A 21,952-nucleotide genomic window follows, 5' to 3' on the forward strand; every position below is an offset into this window, starting at 1 on the left:
CAGGTTCCGATACAGTTTGTGAAAACCGAGAATCCAAATACCCTAAAGGAGGCCCGGGCGGCTTCTGACATTCGCGTCAGGAGCCGTCCGGAGCCAGGAGGATTCTACTTGATATAGCCGCCCTTTGTCATCTCACGCGTCGTGAGAGCCTGAGCGCCCTGCAAAGCCTGATCCACAGTCATGGAACCGGCAAGCGCAGCGGAGAACTGCTGGCCCACGGCGGTGCCCAGACCCTGGAATTCAGGGATGGCAACAAACTGGCCACCCGTATAGGGCACCGGCTTGATGGTTGGCTTGCTGGTGTTCGCGGCGGTCATCGCATCAAGCGTGATCTTGGCGAAAGGCGCGGCCTTCTGATATTCCGGATTGGCATAGAGCGAGGAGCGCGTGCCCGGAGGAACGTTCGCCCAGCCTTCCTTGCTGGCGACGAGTTCCGTATAGGCCTTGTCGGTTGCCCAGGAGACGAACTTCTGCGCGGCTTCCGCCTTCTTCGTGCCAGCCGGAACGCCAAGATTCCATGCCCATAGCCAGTTGCCGTGGTTTTCAACGCCGCCGGTCGGGAAGAGCGCATAGCCCACCTTGTCGGCAACTTTCGATTCTTTCGGGTTGGTTACGAAGGACGCAGCCACCGTCGCATCGATCCAGATGCCGCACTTGCCTGTCTGGAACAGCGCAAGGTTTTCATTGAAGCCGTTGGACGATGCGCCGGGAGGTCCAGCTTCCTTCATCAGGTCCACATAGAACTTCAGCGCATGTTTCCATTCCGGCTGGTCGAACTGCGGATGCCACTTTTCATCAAACCAGCGCGCGCCAAACGAGTTGGCGGTTGCAGTCAGGAGCGCCATGTTCTCGCCCCAGCCAGCCTTGCCGCGCAGGCAGATGCCGTAAGTCTCGGTGGACTTGTCAGTCATCTTCTTCGCCGCATCGGCAATCTGATCCCAGGTCGGCTTTTCCGGAATGGTCACACCGGCCTTTTCAGCCAGATCCTTACGGTACATGACCATGGCGCTTTCGCCGTAGAATGGCGAGGCGTAGAGCTTGCCATCAACCGAAACCGCATCGCGGATCGCAGGCAGCAGATCGTCCTTGTTGTAATCCTTGGCAAGGCCATCGAGCGGCAGCAGCCAGCCCTGCTTGGCCCAGATAGGCACTTCATAAGTGCCGATGGTCATGATGTCGTACTGACCGCCCTTGGTGGCGATATCAGTGGTGACACGCTGGCGCAGCACGTTTTCTTCGAGCGTTACCCATTCCAGCTTGATGTCAGGATTTTTCTTGGTGAAATCATCGGTCAATTTCTGCATGCGAACCATGTCGCCATTGTTGACCGTGGCAATGGTCAGCGTCTCAGCCCATGACGTACTTGCGGCAAAGCTTGCCATAGCCAGAACCGACGCAGCGCCGAGCAGAAGCGTTCTCGTTAACATCTCATTCCTCCCGTGAATGTTATGAGCAATTGCTTGTCTTATGGGCAAATACTCACACAAATGCAAAACAAGTCAAGAGGCAATCGTTGCTGCGGCGCAGCATCGCCCCTTCAACCTGAGCGGAAAAAATGAAATTATGTGGCCAACAACAACGCTTCGGCGGTTCGCTCATCCGTGATCAAGCCATTGATAAGGTTGCCCTTTATCGCGGCGACAATACCCGGCAGCTTCTTCGCACCCTTGGCGATGGCAATCACCATTGCCGTCTCGCGCGATGGGATATGCGCGCTGGCCACGCGGTCATTGGTGAGGCCCTGAATGGCCACGCCGTCGCGATCAAACGCCCGTCCGACGATCTCGCACACGGCGCCCGCCTGCCGCAAAGCCAGCAATTCGGCGCGGGAAATGAAGCCATCAACATAGAGCGGCGCGTCATCTTCGAGGTCGCCAATGCCGAGAAAAGCCACATCGGCCTGCGCCGATAATTCCAGCACCGGACGGATCATCGCCTGCGCATGCAGCAGCTCGCGCTCTTCGGGCGAGGAGGCGATGACCGGCAGCGGCATCGGGAATGAGCGCGCCTTGATCTTGTCGGCAATGTTGAAAATGACATTGTAAAAGGCGGCCGAACCATCGGGCGAAATATTGCCGGTGAGCGACACAACCTTGTGTTGCGGACAGTCAATGGGCGACAGAAGTTCAATCGCCGCTTTCAGCGTGCGGCCCGTGCCAATGCCCAGAATGATCGGCGCTTCGGATTTCAGCCAGCGCGTCATTTCCACCGCCGCCGCATCGGCCACACCCAGCGTGGTCGAGGACGATCCCGGATCAGTCGGCACCACCTCGACCATTTTCAGATCAAAGTGCTTTTTCAACTTCTCCGCGAGGTCAAGACAATGGGCGATGGGATGATCCAGCGTCACCTTCACCAGCCCTTCCGACATGGCCAGCGACACCATGCGCTGCGCCGACTGGCGGGATATGCCAAGCTTTGCCGCAATCTCGTCCTGCGTGTTGCCCGCGACATAATAGAGCCAACCGGCCCGCGCCGCATCATCCAGCCGCGATGTCGTAATCTCCGGCTTACTCATTTCCGGCCTGTCTGGAAGAGCCGGTGGCATCGTTGTTGCGTGGTTCGACGGGCTCACCATGAGAGAGAGCGGTGCTTGCCCCGCCGGCCTTATGTCCATCGGAGTGGCCAAGATCGCGTTCGGGCCAAACGATATCGCGCACCTTCTGCTTGAGCACCTTTGCCTCGGGAAAACCACCATCGCGCTTGCGTTCCCAGATGAGATCACCCTCGACGCGGATTTCAAAAACACCGCCGGTGCCGGGGATCAGCGCCACTTCGCCCAGATCCGCGCCAAAGGTGGAGAGCAGTTCCTGCGCCATCCAGGCGGAGCGGAGGAGCCAGCTGCATTGGGTGCAATAAAGGATGGTAATGCGCGGTTTGACTGTCATACCGGCTTCTTAGCATTTCCGCATCGGGATGTAAGCTCCCCGTTTACAGGCAGGGCTGCGGTGTCAGTATTTCAGTATTGAGATAGGCCCTCACCCCCCTCTGTCCTGTCGGGCTACCGGGGGGTTAATGCTTGCAGAACCATCGTTGCGCCCTTCGACAAGCTCAGGATGAGGGAGAGTGAGGATTGCAGGGAGCCAAGTTCTGCAATCTTTGCACTGCAACACCTGTAATCTGAAATGTCGGCGATTATCTTTGCAACCCTCCCTCTCCCTCATCCTGAGCTTGTCGAAGGGCGCGGCTATGGTTCTGCAACCACTCATTTTCAAAAAAATCGTGCCAACTTATCCAACACCATCCCACCTCGCTTATTCTGATGGTGTCCTTTCCGGCGGGAATGCTCCGGAAAACTTTCTGAAGTCAGGAAAGGATCGGTGATTTCATCTGCGGGGAGAACCCAGCCGCAGGGGAAGCGGTTTTATCTCACAAGGGTAAAACCAGTCATCGGGACGGGTGATCCGGTTGTTTTCTTGATTGAAACAGGAAAATCTCCGGGGAACGCATGACTACACTACCAATACCAAGACACCCGCGTTCCCCCTTTGGATCGCCCGTCTTTCCCACCTCATCAATAGCCAGACGCAAAAGCGGGCGTGGTCATGAGGGAGGTATGTGGCTCTTTCTCAGAGGTGGAATTTACCAGAGCGTCACATACAGATCGTCCCAATCGGGATTGATGCTTTCGATCAGTTCGATCTTCCATTGGCGATACCAGCGCTTCAACGATTTCTCCCGCTGAATCGCATCGCCAATCCGCATATGCTCCTCATACCAGACAAGCCGTGTGCAACCATATTTCCATGCAAAACCGGGCGTATGTCCCTCGCGGTGCTGATAAATGCGTCCCTCAAGATCAGACGTCACGCCGATATAAAGCGTTCCCCGCTTATGATTTGTCAGAATGTAAACATACCCAGCCACGCCAAGTCTCCTTGGCGGATTTTGGATGGGACTGATGATTTCGTAAATTCGACGAAAGGTGGAGATGTAGAAAACATAGCGGCTCTTTCTTCGTACATCGCAGAGTATGCCTCCCTCCTCCATCCTTAGATGTCTCTCATCTCCGTCATTCTCGCCCCCTTTCCGTCATCCAAAAACATCCCCCATCTCCGTCATCCTCGCCCCTTTCTCCGTCATCTTAAAGCATCCTCCTCTCCGTCATCCTCGGGCTTGACCCGAGGACCCACCTCTAGAAACCTCTGGAATGCGCAGCACTTGGTGCAAATGAGGTGCTCCTCAGTCGTGGGTCCTCGGGTCAAGCCCGAGGATGACGGTAAAGGGAGAGAGGAGTGAGCCGCTCCACTTCACCCCGCTTCCCGGCGCTGCAACTCCCGGCGCACCCGCCGCCAGATGCCCTGCTGGAGTACATCACAACGGCGCCATGCGCGGTCTTCCTCGATATAGGCCCGAAGGGCGGCGCGTGGACCATGCTCTGCAATCAACTGATCGGCCATCCCGTCGATTTTCTCCTTCGGGATCAAGCGCGGCTTTATGGAAAACTCCCACGCATCAAACAGAAAAATACCCCAGATGGGAGAGGTGAAAATGAACCACTTAAAAAAACAAAACACGATTATAACCTATAACGAAACGTGGTAGTATAATCGCTCGTATTGTACATCGACCCGTGGCATTTGCCAGAACATTTTGTTCCGATGGAACAGTTTGCATCGAACCTGAAGAAACGCGCAGCCGAACTCGGCATTTCCAACTCGGAAGCTGGCCGCCGGGCGGGTTTGAGCGAAAGAAGATACGGAAACTACATCGCTAATAGCCGCGAGCCCGATCTTGCAACGGTGGTTCGCATTGCCAAAGTCCTGGAAACAACACCGAACAAACTGTTGTCATTCGGGGAGGATACGAATGACCCCGAGCCGATTGAGCGGCAACGTATCCGGGCTGCTATCAGGGTACTGTTGCCCGACGATCTTGAGACCGTTGCGATCATGGTCGAGGCTCTGGCAAGCAAGCGCTACAAGAGCGTGGAATAGATTATTGGCAGCATTAACATAATGCGTGGTTCGCCCTTCGGCAGGCTCAGGAAGCGCACCATGAGGGAGGGGGATGCAATGCTGATTACAACGTCGCAGAACTTGGCTCCCCGCAATCCTTATCTCCGAAGACCACAGTGGCTCCATCCTCGGACCTCCCTCGCCGCCATCCTCGGACCTCCCTCGCCGCCATCCTCGGATACCTCCTTCACCGTCATCCCCGGATACATCCTTCACCGTCATCCTCGGGCTTGACCCGAGGACCCACGGCAAAGAAGCACACGCGCGTTGCCCCGGAGCATTCCAGCTATTTTTAAAGGTGGGTCCTCGGGTCAAGCCCGAGGATGACGGAGAGGTGCGTTGCAGGGAGCCAAGGTCTGCAACGCCGTGATTAGCGTTACTGCACCACTCTCCCTCATGGTGAGCTTCCTGAGCCTGCCGGAGGGCGAACCACGCCCACAACCCCGTCGTCAACCCAGATCAGCGGCGGGTCATCTCGCGGGCAATGCGGGTAAAATCGGCCTGCTTGATGCCGATATCGGCGCGGTCTGCCGGGCTCATGGCATTCAGCAAAGCCATGGCATTGCGGAAATCCTGATCCTTACGCCGACGCCCGCGCGGGGTGAAATCAAATATGAAGCTCATTGGTGGTATCCGTGTCTCTGTTTTCTGGACACAGGATAGTTCCACAGGCTCAGATTGTGCAGTGCAATATTGGAATGGCAGGTATACCAATATAACCTTATCAAGTAAGTCTGTTCTTTAGATGGGAAGGCAACCAACCAATAACTATTATTTCCTCCAGTGAGTCCCATAGAAAATATATTCTCAAACAATATCGTTCGTCTCTGGAATTCCCCTTCTCTATATGCCCATGGAGAAAGCTTCGACGTCCATTTCTAGTAACAAAATACTCGTGCCCATACTCACTCGCCCGCTCCTCAGATATGGAGCCGGTCATAACCAAATGATTGCTATTTAAAATCGCATCGAACTCCTCTCTTCGCATTCTACCTAAGCAAACCTCTCGATAGTCTTCAGCCAACAGTTTAAGAGTATCACAAACAACATCAATATTTTCGTACACAGCGCTCTTAAGAGCTTTTCGAGCCCGCGCATGTAGTACTAATTTACCTGGGAAATTGCTCTCGACCCATTCGGAAATCTCAATATAATTCGTGGGTCGGCTTCCAACCTCTAATGCTCCGCCAAGTTGAGCAATTTTGATTTCCAACGCTTCGGAGCGAGCCCTCATCGAATATAGTTGGGCGCGATAACTGTCTCGCTCAGCCTCCATTTTGATGCGCAGCTCTTCTTCTTGCATCGCCAGAGATAATGAAGCGTCGGCTTGAGATTCCGCTGCAACTCGTGCATTAATTTCGGCTTGAAGTATATCCGCGTCAGTTGCATCCGTAACATTCAGATTGACCAAACGTGACTTTGAAGCCGCTGCCCTGATATCGGCAAAACTTGGAACAGAAGTGGCAAGATTTTCGCGATCAATAGTCGCTCGGAAACAATCCCTGCGAATGTCTCCCTCATAAGAGCGTATAAATCCTTGCGGTGCTTTTTCGAGTATTCGTTTGATTATAAGAGGATGCCGGGTTACTTCGTCTTCTTCAGAAAATTTTGGCCTGTATATTCTTATTCCCTTATCGAAAACCGAATATTCCTTTCCAATAATACTCGAAAGATGATAAGAAGCGTCAGGTATTATCCTCGCAACATGCGCGACACCACTAAGTTTGTGGGCCATATTCTCAACATTTGCTATTGTATTAAAGCTATCATCCGCGGCAACAACGACAACATTTCTCCATCTTTTCTTATTCTTTATGAGATCAAATAGAAATAGAGCATCATCTTCATTTTTTATTTCTATCACAGATGAAGTTAATCTAATCCCATAATCTTTGTATCCATAATGATCCGTGATCGACCGCAAAACCCTCGGCACTGAATGATCAAAGCCAAAATCATAATTCTTCGAATAGCAGTTTAGCCTGCTACCCATTAGTATCTCATCTCCAATTCGGCCTAGCGTTAACTCGACGCTCCATGATCTTCCGACGGTCTCGTCATCTGGTTCGGAGAATCGTATCGCCCAAATATTTCCACCGGGAATATTTAAGGTCTCTATTGAAATTGAACCATCAGTATTTTCATACTGTTCGATACTCAATATATTCTGCGGAAGGCTTCCAAGCTTTCCTGAAACATAAGAAATAATTGAGCCTTTTAGTTCATACACTCTTTCTTCTATGCCATGATCCGACGGAACTACCCCGCTTGTTGCCAGAATCAGCCTAGTTCTTGGGCTCTGAACGGTCGACAGCATGAATTACCCCGAATTATTCTATTTTTTATTTCGGAATAATAGCAGACATTATGGACATATATAATATTCGCCATAATTTAATTCACAACCATTGCAACTTCCGGAATATAGAGAAGAAACTACAATGTTAAAAAATAACACACTTATATTGATAATGTTTGAGGAAATTGATCCTTTGGGTAGTTTTTACTTGAAGATTCAGCTGGTTACCACCCCACCTGTTCGGCCTCGTCGACCGTCAGCGGTTTGATACCCGGTGCTAATGGCTCGGGTTTTTCATCCTGAAGGACAGGGGTTGCCGGGGTGGGTTGCCGGGCCGTGGTGCAGGCGGCAACGCAGGCAAGAGTGCAGATAAGAAGCGTGCCAAAGGCAAACACCCGCGCCAAAGCGCGGGTGAGCCTGAAAACATCTGCCATGTCTGAAAAGCCGGTTTTCACGTTTTCCAGTAGGATCAGTTATCGCTCATCTTCAGGGCCTGAATAAAGGCTTCCTGCGGGATTTCGACCTTGCCGAACTGGCGCATACGCTTTTTGCCTTCCTTCTGCTTTTCCAGAAGCTTGCGCTTGCGCGAGACGTCGCCGCCATAGCACTTTGCCGTCACGTCCTTGCGCAGGGCCGAGATGGTTTCGCGCGCGATCACCGTGCCGCCAATGGCCGCCTGAATCGGGATCTTGAACATGTGCTTGGGGATGAGGTCTTTCAGCTTTTCGCACAGATCACGCCCGCGCTTTTCGGCGGCGGCGCGATGCACCATCATCGACAGCGCATCGACAGGCTCGCCATTGACCAGCACCGACATTTTGACGAGGTTGCCCTCGCGGTAATCGGACAGGTGATAGTCGAACGAGGCATAGCCCTGACTGATGGATTTCAGGCGGTCGTAGAAATCGAACACCACTTCGTTGAGCGGCAGGTCGTAAGTGACCATGGCGCGCTTGCCGACATAGTTGAGATCGATCTGGATGCCGCGCCGGTCCTGACACAGTTTCAGGATCGAACCGAGATAATCATCGGGGGTGAGGATCGTTGCGCGAATCCACGGCTCCTCAATGGAGGCGATCTTCATCACCTCGGGCATGTCAGCGGGGTTGTGCAACTCCTTCTGCGTGCCATCGGTCATGTTGAGCTTGTAGACCACGCTTGGCGCGGTGGCGATGAGATCAAGGTTGAACTCACGCTCCAGCCGTTCCTGAATGATTTCAAGATGCAAAAGCCCAAGGAAGCCGCAGCGGAAACCGAAGCCGAGCGCCGCAGAGCTTTCCATTTCGAAGGAGAACGAGGCATCGTTGAGGCGCAGGCGGCCCATGGCGGCGCGCAAATCCTCAAAGTCAGCCGCATCAACCGGGAAGAGGCCGCAGAACACCACGGGTTGCGCCGGCTTGAAACCGGGCAGGATACTATCGGTCGGGCGCTTATCCTCGGTGATGGTATCGCCGACGCGGGTGTCGGCCACTTCTTTGATCGAGGCGGTGATGAAGCCGAATTCGCCGGGTCCAAGCTCATCCACAGCAAGCATTTTTGGCGTGAACACGCCTGTACGCTCAACCGGATATTTCGCGCCGGTGCCCATCATGCGGATGGTCTGGCCCTTTTTCAGGACGCCATCAATGATGCGCACGAGAACGATAACGCCGAGATAAGCATCGTACCAGCTATCAACAAGCATGGCTTTCAGCGGCTTGGTGCGGTCGCCTTCGCGCGGCGGCGGCAATTGGTTGACGATGGCCTCAAGCACATCGGGAATGCCAAGGCCCGTTTTGGCCGAAATCAGCACGGCCTGGCTGGCATCAATGCCGATGACCTCTTCCACCTGCTCGCGGATACGCTCCGGCTCGGCGGCGGGAAGATCGACCTTGTTCAGCACCACGACAATCTCGTGGTTGTTGTCGATGGCCTGATAGACATTGGCAAGGGTCTGCGCCTCAACGCCCTGCGAGGCGTCAACGACAAGCAGCGAGCCTTCGCAGGCGGACAGGGACCGCGACACCTCATAGGCAAAGTCGACGTGGCCGGGCGTATCGATCAGGTTGAGGATATAATCCTCGCCATTGTTCGCCTTGTATTTCAGCCGGACAGTCTGCGCCTTGATGGTGATGCCGCGCTCGCGCTCGATATCCATCGAGTCGAGGACCTGTTCCTTCATGTCGCGCAGCTCAAGCCCGCCTGTCTGCTGGATCAGGCGGTCGGCAAGGGTGGATTTGCCATGGTCGATATGGGCGACGATGGAAAAATTACGAATATGGTCAAGTGGAGTGCTCATGCGCGCGATTTAGCAGTGAACCGGCAAAACGCAAAGCGGGAAATGCAGGTACACCGTCACATGTCTGCATCGAACGTGCTATATTTTGCCCCTGTGCCACACACGGGGGATGTGATGATGGACGAATTCTTCAATTTCAAAGAGACGGACGGGTTCCGCGTCAAGCTATGGCGCGGCGAATATATGTGTCTGCTGGGCTTTGATGTGGATGCGCCGGAGGATGATTTTGTCGGCTTCGCGGTGGAATATAAGGAGCCGAAGGGCACGAAATTCCTCAATCTGCGCAACCGCATCGCCTTTGATTATGGCGAACCCGCCAAGAAGGCGGTGACGGGCGGCGGCAAGTTTCCCACGACGGAAGCGCCGCTGCAGATGTTCCGCTGGGTGCATTTTCCCTATGAGCCGCAGGACGGTATCTACACCTATCGCATCACCAAGATGCATATGCCCGAAGATGGCAAGCTGGTGCGCGGCACGGTGATCGAGCTGCCGATCCGCTATGATGCCGTCACCTATGACGGGTTTCTCGATATTGGCTTTACCCGCAACTTTGCCTCGTCGCAGGCTTTCGAGGACAAGAAAAAGCGGCTGCACCTGACCAATGACATCATCCCCGCCAATGCGGATGATGGTCTTGCCTTTGCGTCCAGGAAAGCCGAAATCGCCAAGACAGGCATTTATGACTGGCTGGGTTTTGAGGCGCACCGGCTGCTGTTCGGCTTTCTCGACTGGGCGGTGAAAGACCCGACCATCGAGGTCGATGCGCTGGCCTATGATCTGAACGAACCGGATTTTCTGGCGCAGCTGGAAAAGCTCGGCAGCCGCCTGCGTGTTATCATTGATGACTCTGGCGAGGTCGACAAGAAAACCGGCAAGATGAAAAGCGGGCACGGAGCGCCAAACAGCGGCGAGACGGCAGCGGCGGCGCGGCTTGCTATCAGCGCCGGGGCTGACCATGTAAAGCGCGGACATTTTCGCGGGCTGCAGCACAACAAGGTGCTGATTGCCAAGCGCAATGGCGTGCCGGTGCGCGTGCTGGGCGGGTCGATGAATTTTTCGTTTCGCGGGTTTTACATTCAGGCCAACAATCTGTTCATCTTCGATGATGAAACGGTAGCAGGGCTGTTCGAACAGATGTTCATGCTGGCCTTCACCGACATGGCGAATTTCCATAAAGACCCCTTTTCCAAGGTCTGGCATTCGGTCAAGCGCGAGGGCCGTCCGGCGGTGCATATCTGTTTTTCGCCGCACAAATCATCGGAGCTGTCGCTACAGCCAGTGGGCGGAGCCATCGATCAGGCCACATCCTCGGTGTTCTATTCCTTCGCTTTCATGAACCAGACGAAATCCGGCCCGGTGCGTGAGGCACTGGACCGGCTGATCAAGAAGCCGCTGTTCAGCTATGGCGTGGTCGACAAGAAGGGCGGCATGGAAATCCAGAAGCCGAGCGGCGAAAACGGGCTGGTTGATTTTGCCTATCTCGCCAAGAATGCGCCGGAGCCGTTCAAGAGCGAATGGTCAGGTGGTAGCGGCATCAATATTCACCACAAATTCGCGGTGGTGGATTTCGACAAACCAACGGCAAAGGTGTTTACCGGGTCGAGCAATTTTTCGCCATCGGGCGAAATCGGCAATGGCGATCATCTCGTTATCATCGAGGATCAGCGGGTGGCGACAGCCTTCGCCATCGAGGCGCTGCGCATGTTCGATCATCTGAACTTTCGCAACCGCATGCAGGTGGAAATTGCAACACAGCCCAAGAAGATAACGCTGAAAAAGCCCAAGGCGATTTCTGGAGAGGCCAATGCGTGGTTTGACAAATTCTATGTGGCGGGCAGCCAGCGTGAGCGGGACAGGCTGACCTTTTCGCGTCAGTCGTAACGCAGCTCGCTCGCCTTGCCGCCAAATACCCGGTAGGCAAAGATCGAATAACCGATGATGACGGGCAGCACGACGATGACGCCGACAAGGATGATGCCAAGGCTCTCGGGCGCGCTGGCAGCTTCGAAAATCGTCAGCCTGTCAGGCACCACATAGGGATAGAAGGAATAGGCAAGCCCGGTAAAGCCGAGGGCAAAAATGCCCGCCATCATGACGAATGGCAAGGCGGAATGCCGGTCATTGGCGGCGGGCAGATGATCAAGCACATACCAGAGCGCACCGAATAGCGATGCCGTAACGAGCGGCAGCGGTGCAAGCAGAATGATCTCCGGCAGTGAAAACCATTTGGCGAAAATGCGCGGGCTGGCGAGAGGCGTTGCCAGCGAGATCGCGATCATGCCGAGCGCGACGAAAACCAGCGAGCGGCGCATGAGCAGCACCGCTTTATGTTGCAGCGCGCCTTCGGTTTTGTGGATGATCCACGCAGCGCCAATCGCCGCATAGGAGGCGGTGAGGCAGAGCCCGACAAGCAGACCAAAGAGAACGCCGGTCCATGATTGATCAAGCCCCAGAATATAGACGCCGAGCATATAGCCCTGCGCCATGGAAGCGGTGATCGAACCGGCATAAAAGGCGAAATTCCAGCGCGGTTTCACATGCAGATCGACCTTGGCGCGAAAATCAAAGGCGACACCGCGCAGGATCAGGCTGATCAGCATGATGACAACGGGGATATAAAGGGTCGAGAGGACAACGCCATGCGCGGCGGGAAACGCCACCAGCAGCAGACCGATGGCCAGCACCAGCCAGGTTTCATTGGCATCCCAGAACGGACCGATAGCGGCAACCATGATATCCCGTTCGGCATCATCAGTCCCGGCAAAGAGAATGCCGACACCGAGGTCGAAACCGTCAAGGATCACGTAAACAAGGATCGAGAAGCCCATCAGCCCGGCAAAAATAAGGGGAAGAATGGTGGCTGCGCTGTGGGTCATGCCCGCACTCTTTCGCTGGGATTGCATGGGGATTGTCGGTGGTTCGACAAGCTCACCATGAGGGAGATGAATGGGCTGCAAAGCCAATCGGAAACTTTGCAGAATATAGCTCCCTGCAATCCACCCATCTCCCTCATGGTGAGCTTGTCGAACCACGCACGATCTTCATGCAAGTGAACATGCCGGACCACAAACCACGCATAATCAAATGGCCACATAATCAACTCTCCCTCACCGGTTGGCCCAATGGCTGATCCTCAACACCCGGTTCCGGTTGTTTGTCACCCTCTTTGGCGGCCTTGACCGCGAGGCGGATGATCACCCCGATGTAAGCCAAAAGAAGCACCGCATAGACAATGAGATAAGCCACAAGCGAGGAAGCAATCACTCCTGCGGGCACTGGCCCAAGCGCATCGACTGTTCTGAGCACACCGCTGACCAGCCAAGGCTGGCGGCCAATTTCAGTGGTGTACCAGCCCGCGAGTGTTGCCACCCAGCCGGAAAGCGCCATCGGCACCATCAGCATGGCGAGCGGACGTGCGATGGTTCCGCGCCGCCACAGCATCCATGCGGCTGTCCATGATACGAGCAGCATCAGCACACCGGTTCCAACCATGATCCGGAAAGCGAAGAACAGCGGCAAAACAGGTGGATGGTTTCCCTCGAACTGGTTGAGACCCGGCACCACGCCATCGGCACTGTGCCGCAGGATCAGGCTGGCTCCATCGGGCACCGCAATCTCGAAACGGTTTTCCCTCGTTGCCTCGTCGGGCAAGGCGAAGAGTACGAGCGGCACATTGCTTCGGGTTTCCCAATTGGCTTCCATAGCGGCGATCTTCTGGGGCTGATGCTCGAGCGTGTTGAGCCCATGCTGATCACCAGCAAAAATCTGAATCGGGATAAGCACAGCCGCGAGATAAACCCCGGTGCGCAGGGTCTTCCACATGGCATCCGTGCGGTCGCCCAAAAGCCAGCGCAGCGCAGAAATACCGGCGATCAGAAACGATGCGGTCAGGCCCGATGCCAGCAGCATATGCACGAGGCGGTAGGGCATGGACGGGTTGAAGATGATGGCAACCCAATCAGTGGCATAGGCTTTGCCGCCGCGCATTTCGAAACCGGCTGGTGTCTGCATCCACGAATTCAGCGCGATGATCCAGAATGCCGATATGGTGGTGCCGAAGGCAACAAGGAAAGTTGCCAGCGTATGGACGCGGTTGGACACACGGCGAAAGCCGAAAAGCATGATGCCAAGAAAGGCAGCCTCCAGAAAAAAGGCGGTGAGGATTTCATAGGCCAGCAGCGGACCGGCAATATTGCCGACAGTCTCCATATAGCCCGGCCAGTTCGTGCCGAACTGGAAACTCATGGTGACACCTGAGACGACGCCGAACGCGAAGGACAGGGCGAACACCTTGACCCAGAAATGATAGGCCTTCATCCAGGCATCGTCGCTGGAGCGAATATAGCGGAGCTTGAAATACAAAAGTACCCAGCCGAGCGCGATCGTGATCGTCGGGAACAGGATGTGGAACGAGATATTTGCAGCGAATTGTATTCTCGACAGAATGAACGGTTCCATGACGGCGTCCTTTCGCTGCGGACATATGTCACCGGAATGCGTTCAATGAGAAGTAGACATGCTGTCGCGCGGCATCACCTCTCGATAATAATGGCCGCGGAGAATTCGCAGCCATTGGGTAGAAGCGGGATCGGGTGAGCGCTAGTTGAGCGAATTGACCTTCACCGCCAGCAATTCGCCCTCATACATCATCGGGACGAAAATCGTATCGTCATTTGATCCGATATCGACATCTCCAGGTTTGAACTGGGCGGCCAGCCGGGGCGACTGTCCTTCCACAATTTCATAAAGCGCGCCCTTCACAGGATCGCTCAGATAAAGGCGTCCGCGTAGGGCAATAATCCCGTCGACATTGGCAAAGCGAGTGGCCTTCAGGAAAGGCGTGACGGCCTTGCTTGCCAGATCAACAGAAACGAGCCCGCCCTGCTCGTCCGTGCTGAAATCCGCATGTATTCCTGCGCCCCATGAGCCGACGACCAGTCGGTTGCCGTCAACGATAATCCCATTGGGTGACTTCAGGTCAGCGCTTTCCAGCCACAGTTCAATCTTGCCGCCGGAATAGCGATAGATCCGGTTGGCCAGCATATCCGTGACAAAGACATCGCCATTCCCGGAAGCCGCCACATCATTGAGGAACACCGCCTTGTCAGCGGCTAGGCTTTCAACGATTTTGCCCGTATCAAGGTCGACAATCCGCAATTTGGTAATATCCGAGACAAAAAGTTTGTTGCCGACGATAGCCATCCCCTTTGGCCCGTCAAAGCCGCTGGCCCAATCCATCTTGATAATCTGGCCATCCAGCGAGATGAGTGACAGATAGCCATTGCCATCCACGGCATCCGGCGCACCATTGATGTTGCTGACGATCAGACGCTGGTGCGCCTTGTCATAGAGAGCGGATTCCGGCGTTTTAAAGCCGGAGACCTTCCAGACTTCCCTGGCAGGGCCAGCATAGGCCTGACCAATGAAAACACTCGCGGCAACCGCGACAGCCGATAAAATCCTGAAACCTGCGTGCATGATGTTTCTCCTTGCATAATCAAGGGAAGCATTAGATCATTGTACTTTATGCGAAAGATGCCTTCATTGAGGCATCATAATCCGATACTTCTATGCTCGATCCGGGATACATTCTAATGAACAAGATGCTGTTTGAAGCCTTGAAGCGCGGCCTGAAAGCCAAGAACATCACCTATGGCGATCTGGCCCGGCGGATGAAACTGTCGGAACCAACCATCAAACGCATCTTTCAGGAGAAGGATTGCAAGTTTGGCCGTCTTATAGAGATTTGCGAGGCGGCGGGAATCGAGATCGAACATCTGATCGGATCAATGAACCGCGCACCGGATCAGGGCACCAAGGTGACGCTCGATGTACAGCGGCGGCTGGCGCAAAATCAGTCGCTGTTCTTTGTGTTCATCCTCATTCTGGAAAAGTTCACGCCTGAGAGCATCATGCGCATTCATGGCCTGAGTGAAGCCAGCATGTTTCTCTATCTACGTGATCTGGAAAAGCTTGGCCTTTTGCAGATCGGGCGCGGCCTGAACTTTCGCCTGCTGGTGGAGCAGCCGGTGCAATGGGACTTTGATGGGCCGCTGCATCAGACATTCATCATGATGAACCGCAATTTCATCAGCTGGTGCATTGCCCATCGTGGCAATGATGGCCACTTCCTCAGCTTTTCCCGCCCCATGCGCCGCCAGACGGCGGATTTGCTGCGGCAGGAAGCGGAAGAACTGGCCGAACGCGCCAAGCTGCTCTCCCACTACGATCAGCAGACCACAGCGGAAGCGGATCTCGTCGGCTATAAATGGGCCTGGGGTTTCGGCGGCTCGCCCTTTGGCGAGATGATGCATGTGGACCCGCATCCACGCGAACGGATAGCATCGAAACTGGCAACGGCGGACTGAACCAGACGTTCGATCCGCCGCCTGCCTGTTCACATTATACGGCGATCTTGCCGCCACCCTTTTTGGTGATGGCAACAACGGCGGGGCGCACCGGCATATCATCCTTGAAATCGGGCCAGCGGGTGGACAAGTCTTCGTAATAGGATGGACGGCCAAACCCCTTCCAGTCCTCACCGCCATCACCCGGATGCTGGACGGCAACCATCATGGTCTGCATATCAGGCAGCATGAGCGGGCCGCACATTTCTGCACCCACAGGCACGCGGAAGAACAGTTTTGATGTGGCACGCGCGCCGCCTTCCGTATCGATAGCCCAGATGCCATCGGTGCGGCCTGTATCCTTCGGCGAATTGCCATCGGTGGCGACCCAAAGGCGACCGGCGGCATCAACCGCACAATTGTCGGGCATACCGAACCAGCCGTTCTTAGTCGTCTCGGTGGAGAACGACGCGCCGACATCGGCCACAGCCGGATCGCCGCACTTCAGCAGGATTTCCCACTTGCCCTTGGTCGCGGCAAAATTGCCGTCTTCCTCGGCGATTTCGACGATATGGCCGAATGCGTTCTTGGCCCGCGGATTGACGGCGTCAACCTGATCATCCTTACGCTTGGTATTGTTGGTCAGCATGACATAGACTTTGCCATTGACGCCATTCGGGCCGATGTCTTCAGGACGGTCCATCTTCGTCGCCCCAAGCAAATCACCGGCGCGGCGGGTTTCGATGAGAACATCGGCCTGCGAATGGAAGCCATTGGCTTCGGTGAGCGGGCCTTGACCAAAGACAACAGGCAGCCAGTTAAGCGAACCATCGACATCGAACTTGGCAACGTAAAGTGTTCCGTCATCAAGCAGATCGAGATTGGCGGCGCGATTATCGGGATTGAATTTTCCCGCTGTCACGAACTTATAGACATAATCAAAACGCTCGTCATCGCCGAGATAGAACACGACACGGCCATCCTTGGCGACGATGGAATCAGCGCCTTCATGTTTGAAACGGCCCATTGCTGTGCGCTTCTTGGGAATGGAATTGGGATCATTCACATCGATCTCAACAACCCAGCCAAAGCGATTGGCTTCATTCGGGTCTTTCGACAGATCGAAACGGTCATGGAACTTGCCCCAGTCGTAAACACCTTCCGGGATACCCATACGCTTGTAATTGGCGGCTTCCTTGCTGTTCTCAGGCAGTTTCCCGAGGAAATAGCCGTGAACATTTTCTTCGCCTGATACATAGGTGCCCCACGGGGTCACGCCACCGGAGCAATTGTTGATCGTGCCGAAAACTTTGGTTCCGGTGGAATCAGCATTGGTCTTGACGCGGTCATGACCGGCAACCGGGCCTGACAGCTGCATTTGCGTGTTCGCTGTGATGCGGCGATTGAGCTTGCCGTCCTTCACCACCTGCCACTTGCCCTCGACCTTCCTGATCTCGACAACTGTGCCGCCATGGGCTGCCATTTCAATATCGACCCGCTTCTTGTCGGCGGGCGCGACGCTGATCTTGCCCTCAACGACCTTGACGATGCCGGGGAACATCAGATGTTCATTGGTGTATTCATGATTGACCACGAGAATTCCGTGTTCGGATGAGCCGTCAATCGGAATGAAGCCAACATAATCATTGTTGTAGCCGAACTGCTTTGCCTGCGATTCCGGGGTCTGGTTCTTCGGATCGAACTCAGGTGAGTCCGGGAACAGGGCATCGCCCCAGCGCAGCAGCACATCGGCATCATAACCCGCGGCAACATGATGCTTTTCATCAATACCGACTTCGACTTCTTCGAAAGAGAAGACTGATTTGGCGTCGGCAGCGCGGGCGTCATCAGCCAGCATCAGCGCCATCGGGCTGACGGTTGCGGCAATGGCGGAAACGGCGAGCGAACCCTTGAGGAAACCACGGCGCGAAAAGCGCGCGGCAATGATCTCACCCATGGTGGCATTGTCGGAGAGGTTGTGGCCGGGGCCGTCATTCTCTTCAAGCTGGCTGGTACGGAATGGCTGCTGGGAGGGAAGTTCGTTCATGATGCTGACCTCTGGCTATCTGGCTGGGGGGAGCGGCTTCGAACCGTCCCCGACCGCTAGAAGGTCAGCGTAACAACTTCATGACAAAGCGATGAATATTCGCAAGTACCCGACCAAGGTATAAGAAGCGCTGTCACACCGGTCGATAAATCTGCGCCACCGCTCCACCGGGGAACGCTCTTGAGCTGATCAGCTTGAGAGGCATTGGCGCGGCGAGTTCGCAGAAGAGTGGTAGGCCGTTGCCCAGCACCACGGGCGCCACGATGAGAGCGAACTGATCGACCAGCCCTTGCGCGACAAGACTGCGGGCGAAACTCACCCCGCCATGCGCGATGATCGGCTTGCCCTCGCCAGCTTTCAACTTCGCGATTTCTTCCGCGAGATTACCGGTCGCCACATAGGCCTTGGCCCAACTTGCTGCGCCGGGCTGCAGCTCGGCAGACTGTCCCGCCGCCGCGATATTCACATTCCCAAGGATCGCCTGCCCTTGCCGTGAGAAGACGACTTTGGGAATCTGGTTCATCGGCGGCGCGAACTGGTCGGTGGAGGTCTGCCAGTAATTGGCCATGGCCTGAAAGCTGTGGCTGCCCATAATATGCAGGCTGGCATTCGATATATAGTCAACGCCCCAGGCCTTCGCCTCCTGATCAGCGCCGAACATCCAACTGTTACGGCCATCGGAATCACTCACAAAGCCGTCGATCGATATAGCCATCTTCAAGATCAGGTCTCTCATGGTTTCCTCCTTATGGCGCTACTGCCCAAGGACGCGCCAGATCGACCGATTCCGACAAGGCGCATTTGAAAAACCGAAAATACCCCGGTCCCGACGGCCATACCGTTCTAAGCCGCTGCGATAAGCCCGCCATAAATATCAAGATCGACATTGCCGCCCGACAGCACCACGGCAATCGTCTTGCCTTTGATCTCTTCCTTGCGCGCCGCCGCACCGGCAAGACCAACACAGCCACCGGGCTCGACAATGACCTTGAGATAGGTCGCTGCATCACGCATGGCAGCCGCAACTGCGGCATCCGAAACAGCAACACCGCCAGCCAGATTTTGCTTGTTGATCGGAAAAGTCAGTTTACCGGGCTGCGGCGTTAGAATGGCATCACAGATGGACCGATGACCCGGCTCATTGGCAACAGGCTCGCCCGCAATCAATGAACGGCGCAGATCATCAAAATTGTCTGGCTCGACGCCCCAGATACGCGTTTGCGGTGAGCGGGCTTTGACGGCAACGGAAATGCCGCTGATCAGACCGCCGCCGCCACTTGGCACGAAAACATCATCAAAGGTAATGCCGCGCTCCTGCGCCTCATCAATCAACTCAATCCCGATTGTGCCCTGCCCGGCCATGATAGCAGGATCGTCATAGGGCGGGACCAGAATCATGCGGCGATTATTGATGAAGTCAGCGGCGATCTCCTCCCGGCTTTCCTTGTAGCGGTCATAGAGCACAACTTCCGCGCCATATGATCTTGTATTGGCAATTTTCAGTTGCGGAGCGTCTGACGGCATGATGATGACAGCCTTGATGCCAAAGAGCTGGGCGGAACTTGCCACACCCTGTGCGTGATTGCCGGAAGAGAAGGCGACAATACCGCGCTTGCGCTCATCAGCCGTCATCTGGCTGATGCGATTATAGGCACCACGGAACTTGAATGAACCTGTTCGTTGCAGGCATTCCGGCTTGAACAGGATGCGTGCGCCATATTTGGCGTTGAGCCCTTCCGACTCGATCAGACGCGTCGGAACGAGCTGGCCCTTGAGACGGGCGGCGGCATCCACAATGTCGGTATTGGCAATGGCTAAAGCAGTCATCATGTCCTCGGCTACACCTGCGTGATGGTTTTGCCATTCATAGCACCACGCGCCAATCCCGGCATCCAAATCATTGTCATCATTGTCCCATGTGCCCTCTTGAAAGTCTGGCTATAACGCTATAGTTTAGAATTATTCTAAAGTAGGAAAATATTATGCTCAGCCGCTTCTTCGGACCCCGCCGCCACGAACTTCACGCATTGTCGGAACAGCAGATTCTGGCGCTCGCCATTTCATCGGAAGAGGATGATGCGCGAATCTATCTCGCCTATGCGGACGGGCTTCGTGAGGACTTTCCACAAAGCGCCAGAGTGTTCGAGGATATGGCGGAGGAGGAAAATCACCACCGGCAGGTGCTTATCGATCTGCACCGCGAACGCTTCGGCGACCGGATTCCCTTAATCCGCCGCGAGCATGTGCGGGGCTATCTCGAACGCAAGCCCGATTGGCTGGTGCGTCCGCTCGGCATCGACAAGGTGCGCGAGATGGCCGAAAAGATGGAAGAGCAGGCCTATCGCTTCTACACGGAAGCAGTGAAGCTTGTCAGCGACGCCTCGACCCGCAAATTGCTGGGTGATCTGGCAATTGCTGAAAAAACCCACGAGTCACTGGCACACCGGCTGGGCGAACAGCACACGCCCGATGCGGTGCAGCAGGACGAGAAGCTGACCGAGCGGCGGCAGTTCCTTCTGACCTATATCCAGCCCGGGCTTGCCGGGCTCATGGATGGTTCGGTTTCGACGCTTGCACCCATCTTTGCCGCAGCTTTTGCCACGCAGGACACATGGCAGACATTTCTTGTCGGTCTGTCCGCTTCGCTGGGTGCCGGTATCTCGATGGGCTTTACGGAAGCCGCGCATGATGATGGCAAGCTGTCCGGGCGAGGATCGCCCTTGAAGCGCGGCCTTGCCAATGGTGTGATGACGGCCATCGGCGGATTGGGTCACGCCCTGCCCTATCTCATTCCGGATTTCTGGACAGCAACCACTGTCGCGGCAATGGTGGTTTTCGTCGAACTTTGGGCGATTGCCTATATCCAGCACAAATATATGGAAACACCGTTTTTGCGCGCGGCCATTCAGGTCGTGCTTGGCGGCAGTCTGGTGCTGGCCACGGGTATTCTCATTGGCAATGCCTGACGGCCAGCCATGTAAGTTTTGTCTTTACGACGAATCAAAAGTGACAAAACCCGGTGGTTAACACCGGGTTTCTTTTTATCTTTTCAACCGGAGAATTGCGGTCTGCCCTAGGTCTTAAAGCTAATTTTCGATGAATTTAAGCTGTTTTAACCATCCGCATTCAGCAAGCGTTCATCTTTAGAGGTTAAATTTTAGCTAAATAATCGCTAACCGATTTTTTCGGGCGATTGAGATTCAGGATACGAGAAAATGACCATGATTGTTCAACTGCGCGATACGCTTCGCGTCGTCCGTGAATTCATTGTTCCGAGTTACCGTCCGGAGCGCCATTACATGCGCGGCCCCGGCCCCGCTTGTGCCCAGCGCAACCACGGTCAGGCATGATGGTAAACACGCGCATCAGACGGAGCCTCATCACGGGCTCGCAAGCCATAGTCACGCATAACAGCCGCAATCCGCAGCCGGTAATCGGCAAAGACCCCGGCGCGGCCTGCGCTCTGGGCAGCGCGATGTTCCTCGGTCTGGCGCCAAGCCGCAACTGAGGCTTCGTCACGCCAGAATGACAGGGAAAGATAACGGTTCTCGTTGGCAAGGCTGCGGAACCGTTCGACGGAGATAAACCCGTCCATCTTTTCCAGAAGCGGGCGCAGATTGGCCGCCCGCTCGAAATATTCTTGATCGAGACCTTCCGCAGGCTCAACTTCGAAAATCACCGCAATCATTTGATCAATCCCCCATTATTGCCCGTTACCCGGCACAGGAACGTACGGTCCTCGCGGCGGATGAATTTTCTCTCACGCGAGAACTCGTAATTGGCACGGCCAAGCGGATCAGCCGTCAACCGGGCACGATAGGCCTCATAGGCCGCCAGATCTTCAATATTGTAAATACCATAGGCGAGCGTGGCAGAACCTTCATGCGGCGCATAATAGCCGATCAGATCGGCACCGCAGCGCGGGATCGCCTCGTTCCAGTTGCGCGCATAGTCAACGAACGCATCTTTCTGATACGGATCGATTTCATATCTGATAATACAGGTGATGCTCATAATGGCCGC

Annotated in this window: 21 protein-coding genes and 1 pseudogene; 5 read left to right on the forward strand and 17 right to left on the reverse strand. The window is 55.1% G+C overall.

The window, feature by feature from the left end:
• Nucleotides 1-104: 104 nt before the first annotated feature.
• From FHW17_RS01770 to FHW17_RS01790, 5 genes and pseudogenes are all read right to left on the reverse strand, one after another.
• Entirely contained in the window at nt 105-1,427 is a 1,323-nt protein-coding gene (locus FHW17_RS01770) for a sugar ABC transporter substrate-binding protein (protein WP_112528011.1), read from the reverse strand.
• A 134-nt stretch (nt 1,428-1,561) separates the two neighbouring features.
• Nucleotides 1,562-2,518, reverse strand: a complete 957-nt coding sequence (locus FHW17_RS01775; RefSeq protein ID WP_182509085.1) for a sugar-binding transcriptional regulator — start codon at nt 2,516-2,518, stop codon at nt 1,562-1,564.
• A gap of 97 nt (nt 2,519-2,615) precedes the next feature.
• Nucleotides 2,616-2,888, reverse strand: a pseudogene (locus FHW17_RS01780) (SelT/SelW/SelH family protein); the annotation flags it as partial.
• Nucleotides 2,889-3,582: 694 nt separating this feature from the next.
• A complete protein-coding gene (locus tag FHW17_RS25155; RefSeq protein WP_112522548.1) occupies nt 3,583-3,867 on the reverse strand; it encodes a GIY-YIG nuclease family protein in 285 nt (94 codons plus the stop codon).
• Nucleotides 3,868-4,250: 383 nt separating this feature from the next.
• Nucleotides 4,251-4,400, reverse strand: coding sequence for a hypothetical protein (locus tag FHW17_RS01790; protein ID WP_182509086.1), 150 nt, complete (start codon nt 4,398-4,400; stop codon nt 4,251-4,253).
• 201 nt (nt 4,401-4,601) lie between these two features.
• On the opposite strand from FHW17_RS01790, the gene FHW17_RS01795 reads away from it, so the two are divergent.
• Nucleotides 4,602-4,937, forward strand: a complete 336-nt coding sequence (locus tag FHW17_RS01795; protein WP_112522549.1) for a helix-turn-helix transcriptional regulator — start codon at nt 4,602-4,604, stop codon at nt 4,935-4,937.
• A 480-nt stretch (nt 4,938-5,417) separates the two neighbouring features.
• Here FHW17_RS01795 and FHW17_RS01800 read toward each other — a convergent pair whose 3' ends face one another.
• The 4 genes from FHW17_RS01800 to lepA all read right to left on the reverse strand — a co-directional run bounded on the left by FHW17_RS01800 (nt 5,418) and on the right by lepA (nt 9,535).
• Nucleotides 5,418-5,582: a hypothetical protein gene (locus tag FHW17_RS01800; RefSeq protein WP_182509087.1), complete on the reverse strand. Its 165-nt coding sequence runs from the start codon at nt 5,580-5,582 to the stop codon at nt 5,418-5,420.
• A gap of 100 nt (nt 5,583-5,682) precedes the next feature.
• On the reverse strand, nt 5,683-7,275 hold the full coding sequence (locus tag FHW17_RS01805) for a hypothetical protein (RefSeq protein ID WP_182509088.1): 1,593 nt from the start codon (nt 7,273-7,275) through the stop codon (nt 5,683-5,685).
• A 206-nt stretch (nt 7,276-7,481) separates the two neighbouring features.
• Nucleotides 7,482-7,691 carry a hypothetical protein gene (locus tag FHW17_RS01810; protein WP_182509089.1) on the reverse strand — a complete coding sequence of 70 codons (210 nt, stop codon included), beginning with the start codon at nt 7,689-7,691 and terminating at the stop codon, nt 7,482-7,484.
• Nucleotides 7,692-7,726: 35 nt separating this feature from the next.
• Entirely contained in the window at nt 7,727-9,535 is a 1,809-nt protein-coding gene (lepA, locus tag FHW17_RS01815) for a translation elongation factor 4 (RefSeq protein WP_113095169.1), read from the reverse strand.
• Between the two features lie 114 nt (nt 9,536-9,649).
• Between lepA and FHW17_RS01820 the strand changes: the two genes are divergently transcribed.
• Nucleotides 9,650-11,416 carry a phospholipase D-like domain-containing protein gene (locus FHW17_RS01820; protein ID WP_210275778.1) on the forward strand — a complete coding sequence of 589 codons (1,767 nt, stop codon included), beginning with the start codon at nt 9,650-9,652 and terminating at the stop codon, nt 11,414-11,416.
• Here FHW17_RS01820 and FHW17_RS01825 read toward each other — a convergent pair.
• The 3 genes from FHW17_RS01825 to FHW17_RS01835 all read right to left on the reverse strand — a co-directional run bounded on the left by FHW17_RS01825 (nt 11,407) and on the right by FHW17_RS01835 (nt 15,013).
• Entirely contained in the window at nt 11,407-12,411 is a 1,005-nt protein-coding gene (locus tag FHW17_RS01825) for a cytochrome d ubiquinol oxidase subunit II (RefSeq protein ID WP_182509090.1), read from the reverse strand. The two genes, FHW17_RS01820 and FHW17_RS01825, sit on opposite strands and share 10 nt — an antisense overlap.
• A 220-nt stretch (nt 12,412-12,631) precedes the next feature.
• Entirely contained in the window at nt 12,632-13,993 is a 1,362-nt protein-coding gene (locus tag FHW17_RS01830) for a cytochrome ubiquinol oxidase subunit I (protein ID WP_182509091.1), read from the reverse strand.
• Nucleotides 13,994-14,134: 141 nt separating this feature from the next.
• Complete coding sequence (locus FHW17_RS01835; RefSeq protein ID WP_182509092.1) at nt 14,135-15,013, reverse strand: ATP/GTP-binding protein; 879 nt, start codon at nt 15,011-15,013, stop codon at nt 14,135-14,137.
• A gap of 116 nt (nt 15,014-15,129) precedes the next feature.
• Here FHW17_RS01835 and FHW17_RS01840 point away from each other — a divergent pair, with 116 nt between their 5' ends.
• Nucleotides 15,130-15,903, forward strand: a complete 774-nt coding sequence (locus tag FHW17_RS01840) for a helix-turn-helix transcriptional regulator (RefSeq protein ID WP_112523063.1) — start codon at nt 15,130-15,132, stop codon at nt 15,901-15,903.
• A 34-nt stretch (nt 15,904-15,937) separates the two neighbouring features.
• Here the strand turns inward: FHW17_RS01840 and FHW17_RS01845 are convergent, their stop codons facing one another.
• The 3 genes from FHW17_RS01845 to FHW17_RS01855 all read right to left on the reverse strand — a co-directional run bounded on the left by FHW17_RS01845 (nt 15,938) and on the right by FHW17_RS01855 (nt 19,759).
• Nucleotides 15,938-17,929: a PhoX family phosphatase gene (locus tag FHW17_RS01845; protein ID WP_182509093.1), complete on the reverse strand. Its 1,992-nt coding sequence runs from the start codon at nt 17,927-17,929 to the stop codon at nt 15,938-15,940.
• A 133-nt stretch (nt 17,930-18,062) separates the two neighbouring features.
• Complete coding sequence (locus FHW17_RS01850) at nt 18,063-18,665, reverse strand: dihydrofolate reductase family protein (protein ID WP_182509094.1); 603 nt, start codon at nt 18,663-18,665, stop codon at nt 18,063-18,065.
• 107 nt (nt 18,666-18,772) lie between these two features.
• Entirely contained in the window at nt 18,773-19,759 is a 987-nt protein-coding gene (locus FHW17_RS01855) for a threonine/serine dehydratase (protein WP_182509095.1), read from the reverse strand.
• 152 nt (nt 19,760-19,911) lie between these two features.
• Between FHW17_RS01855 and mbfA the strand changes: the two genes are divergently transcribed.
• The gene (mbfA, locus tag FHW17_RS01860) at nt 19,912-20,895 is read left to right on the forward strand and encodes an iron exporter MbfA (RefSeq protein WP_182509096.1); all 984 of its coding nucleotides are present in this window, start codon (nt 19,912-19,914) and stop codon (nt 20,893-20,895) included.
• 249 nt (nt 20,896-21,144) lie between these two features.
• The gene (locus FHW17_RS25320; protein ID WP_255784149.1) at nt 21,145-21,279 is read left to right on the forward strand and encodes a hypothetical protein; all 135 of its coding nucleotides are present in this window, start codon (nt 21,145-21,147) and stop codon (nt 21,277-21,279) included.
• Here the strand turns inward: FHW17_RS25320 and FHW17_RS01865 are convergent.
• Nucleotides 21,270-21,617 (reverse strand): antibiotic biosynthesis monooxygenase, encoded by a 348-nt coding sequence (locus FHW17_RS01865; protein WP_182509097.1) that lies wholly within the window; start codon nt 21,615-21,617, stop codon nt 21,270-21,272. The genes FHW17_RS25320 and FHW17_RS01865 overlap by 10 nt on opposite strands.
• Complete coding sequence (locus tag FHW17_RS01870; RefSeq protein WP_113095177.1) at nt 21,614-21,943, reverse strand: NIPSNAP family protein; 330 nt, start codon at nt 21,941-21,943, stop codon at nt 21,614-21,616. The genes FHW17_RS01865 and FHW17_RS01870 overlap by 4 nt, the downstream gene beginning before the upstream one ends.
• Nucleotides 21,944-21,952: the final 9 nt, after the last annotated feature.

The organism is Phyllobacterium sp. P30BS-XVII (assembly GCF_014138335.1).
In the GTDB taxonomy this organism is placed as follows: Bacteria; Pseudomonadota; Alphaproteobacteria; order Rhizobiales; family Rhizobiaceae; genus Phyllobacterium; species Phyllobacterium meliloti.

Bases quoted from the DNA above. Each gene is read 5' to 3' on its own strand.
- FHW17_RS01770 (WP_112528011.1), bottom strand. From the start codon at position 1,427: ATGTTAACGAGAACGCTTCTGCTCGGCGCTGCGTCGGTTCTGGCTATG.
- FHW17_RS01775 (WP_182509085.1), bottom strand. From the start codon at position 2,518: ATGAGTAAGCCGGAGATTACGACATCGCGGCTGGATGATGCGGCGCGG.
- FHW17_RS01790 (WP_182509086.1), bottom strand. From the start codon at position 4,400: ATGGCCGATCAGTTGATTGCAGAGCATGGTCCACGCGCCGCCCTTCGG.
- FHW17_RS01795 (WP_112522549.1), top strand. From the start codon at position 4,602: ATGGAACAGTTTGCATCGAACCTGAAGAAACGCGCAGCCGAACTCGGC.
- FHW17_RS01800 (WP_182509087.1), bottom strand. From the start codon at position 5,582: ATGAGCTTCATATTTGATTTCACCCCGCGCGGGCGTCGGCGTAAGGAT.
- FHW17_RS01805 (WP_182509088.1), bottom strand. From the start codon at position 7,275: ATGCTGTCGACCGTTCAGAGCCCAAGAACTAGGCTGATTCTGGCAACA.
- FHW17_RS01810 (WP_182509089.1), bottom strand. From the start codon at position 7,691: ATGGCAGATGTTTTCAGGCTCACCCGCGCTTTGGCGCGGGTGTTTGCC.
- lepA (WP_113095169.1), bottom strand. From the start codon at position 9,535: ATGAGCACTCCACTTGACCATATTCGTAATTTTTCCATCGTCGCCCAT.
- FHW17_RS01820 (WP_210275778.1), top strand. From the start codon at position 9,650: ATGATGGACGAATTCTTCAATTTCAAAGAGACGGACGGGTTCCGCGTC.
- FHW17_RS01825 (WP_182509090.1), bottom strand. From the start codon at position 12,411: ATGACCCACAGCGCAGCCACCATTCTTCCCCTTATTTTTGCCGGGCTG.
- FHW17_RS01830 (WP_182509091.1), bottom strand. From the start codon at position 13,993: ATGGAACCGTTCATTCTGTCGAGAATACAATTCGCTGCAAATATCTCG.
- FHW17_RS01835 (WP_182509092.1), bottom strand. From the start codon at position 15,013: ATGCACGCAGGTTTCAGGATTTTATCGGCTGTCGCGGTTGCCGCGAGT.
- FHW17_RS01840 (WP_112523063.1), top strand. From the start codon at position 15,130: ATGAACAAGATGCTGTTTGAAGCCTTGAAGCGCGGCCTGAAAGCCAAG.
- FHW17_RS01845 (WP_182509093.1), bottom strand. From the start codon at position 17,929: ATGAACGAACTTCCCTCCCAGCAGCCATTCCGTACCAGCCAGCTTGAA.
- FHW17_RS01850 (WP_182509094.1), bottom strand. From the start codon at position 18,665: ATGAGAGACCTGATCTTGAAGATGGCTATATCGATCGACGGCTTTGTG.
- FHW17_RS01855 (WP_182509095.1), bottom strand. From the start codon at position 19,759: ATGATGACTGCTTTAGCCATTGCCAATACCGACATTGTGGATGCCGCC.
- mbfA (WP_182509096.1), top strand. From the start codon at position 19,912: ATGCTCAGCCGCTTCTTCGGACCCCGCCGCCACGAACTTCACGCATTG.
- FHW17_RS25320 (WP_255784149.1), top strand. From the start codon at position 21,145: ATGACCATGATTGTTCAACTGCGCGATACGCTTCGCGTCGTCCGTGAA.
- FHW17_RS01865 (WP_182509097.1), bottom strand. From the start codon at position 21,617: ATGATTGCGGTGATTTTCGAAGTTGAGCCTGCGGAAGGTCTCGATCAA.
- FHW17_RS01870 (WP_113095177.1), bottom strand. From the start codon at position 21,943: ATGAGCATCACCTGTATTATCAGATATGAAATCGATCCGTATCAGAAA.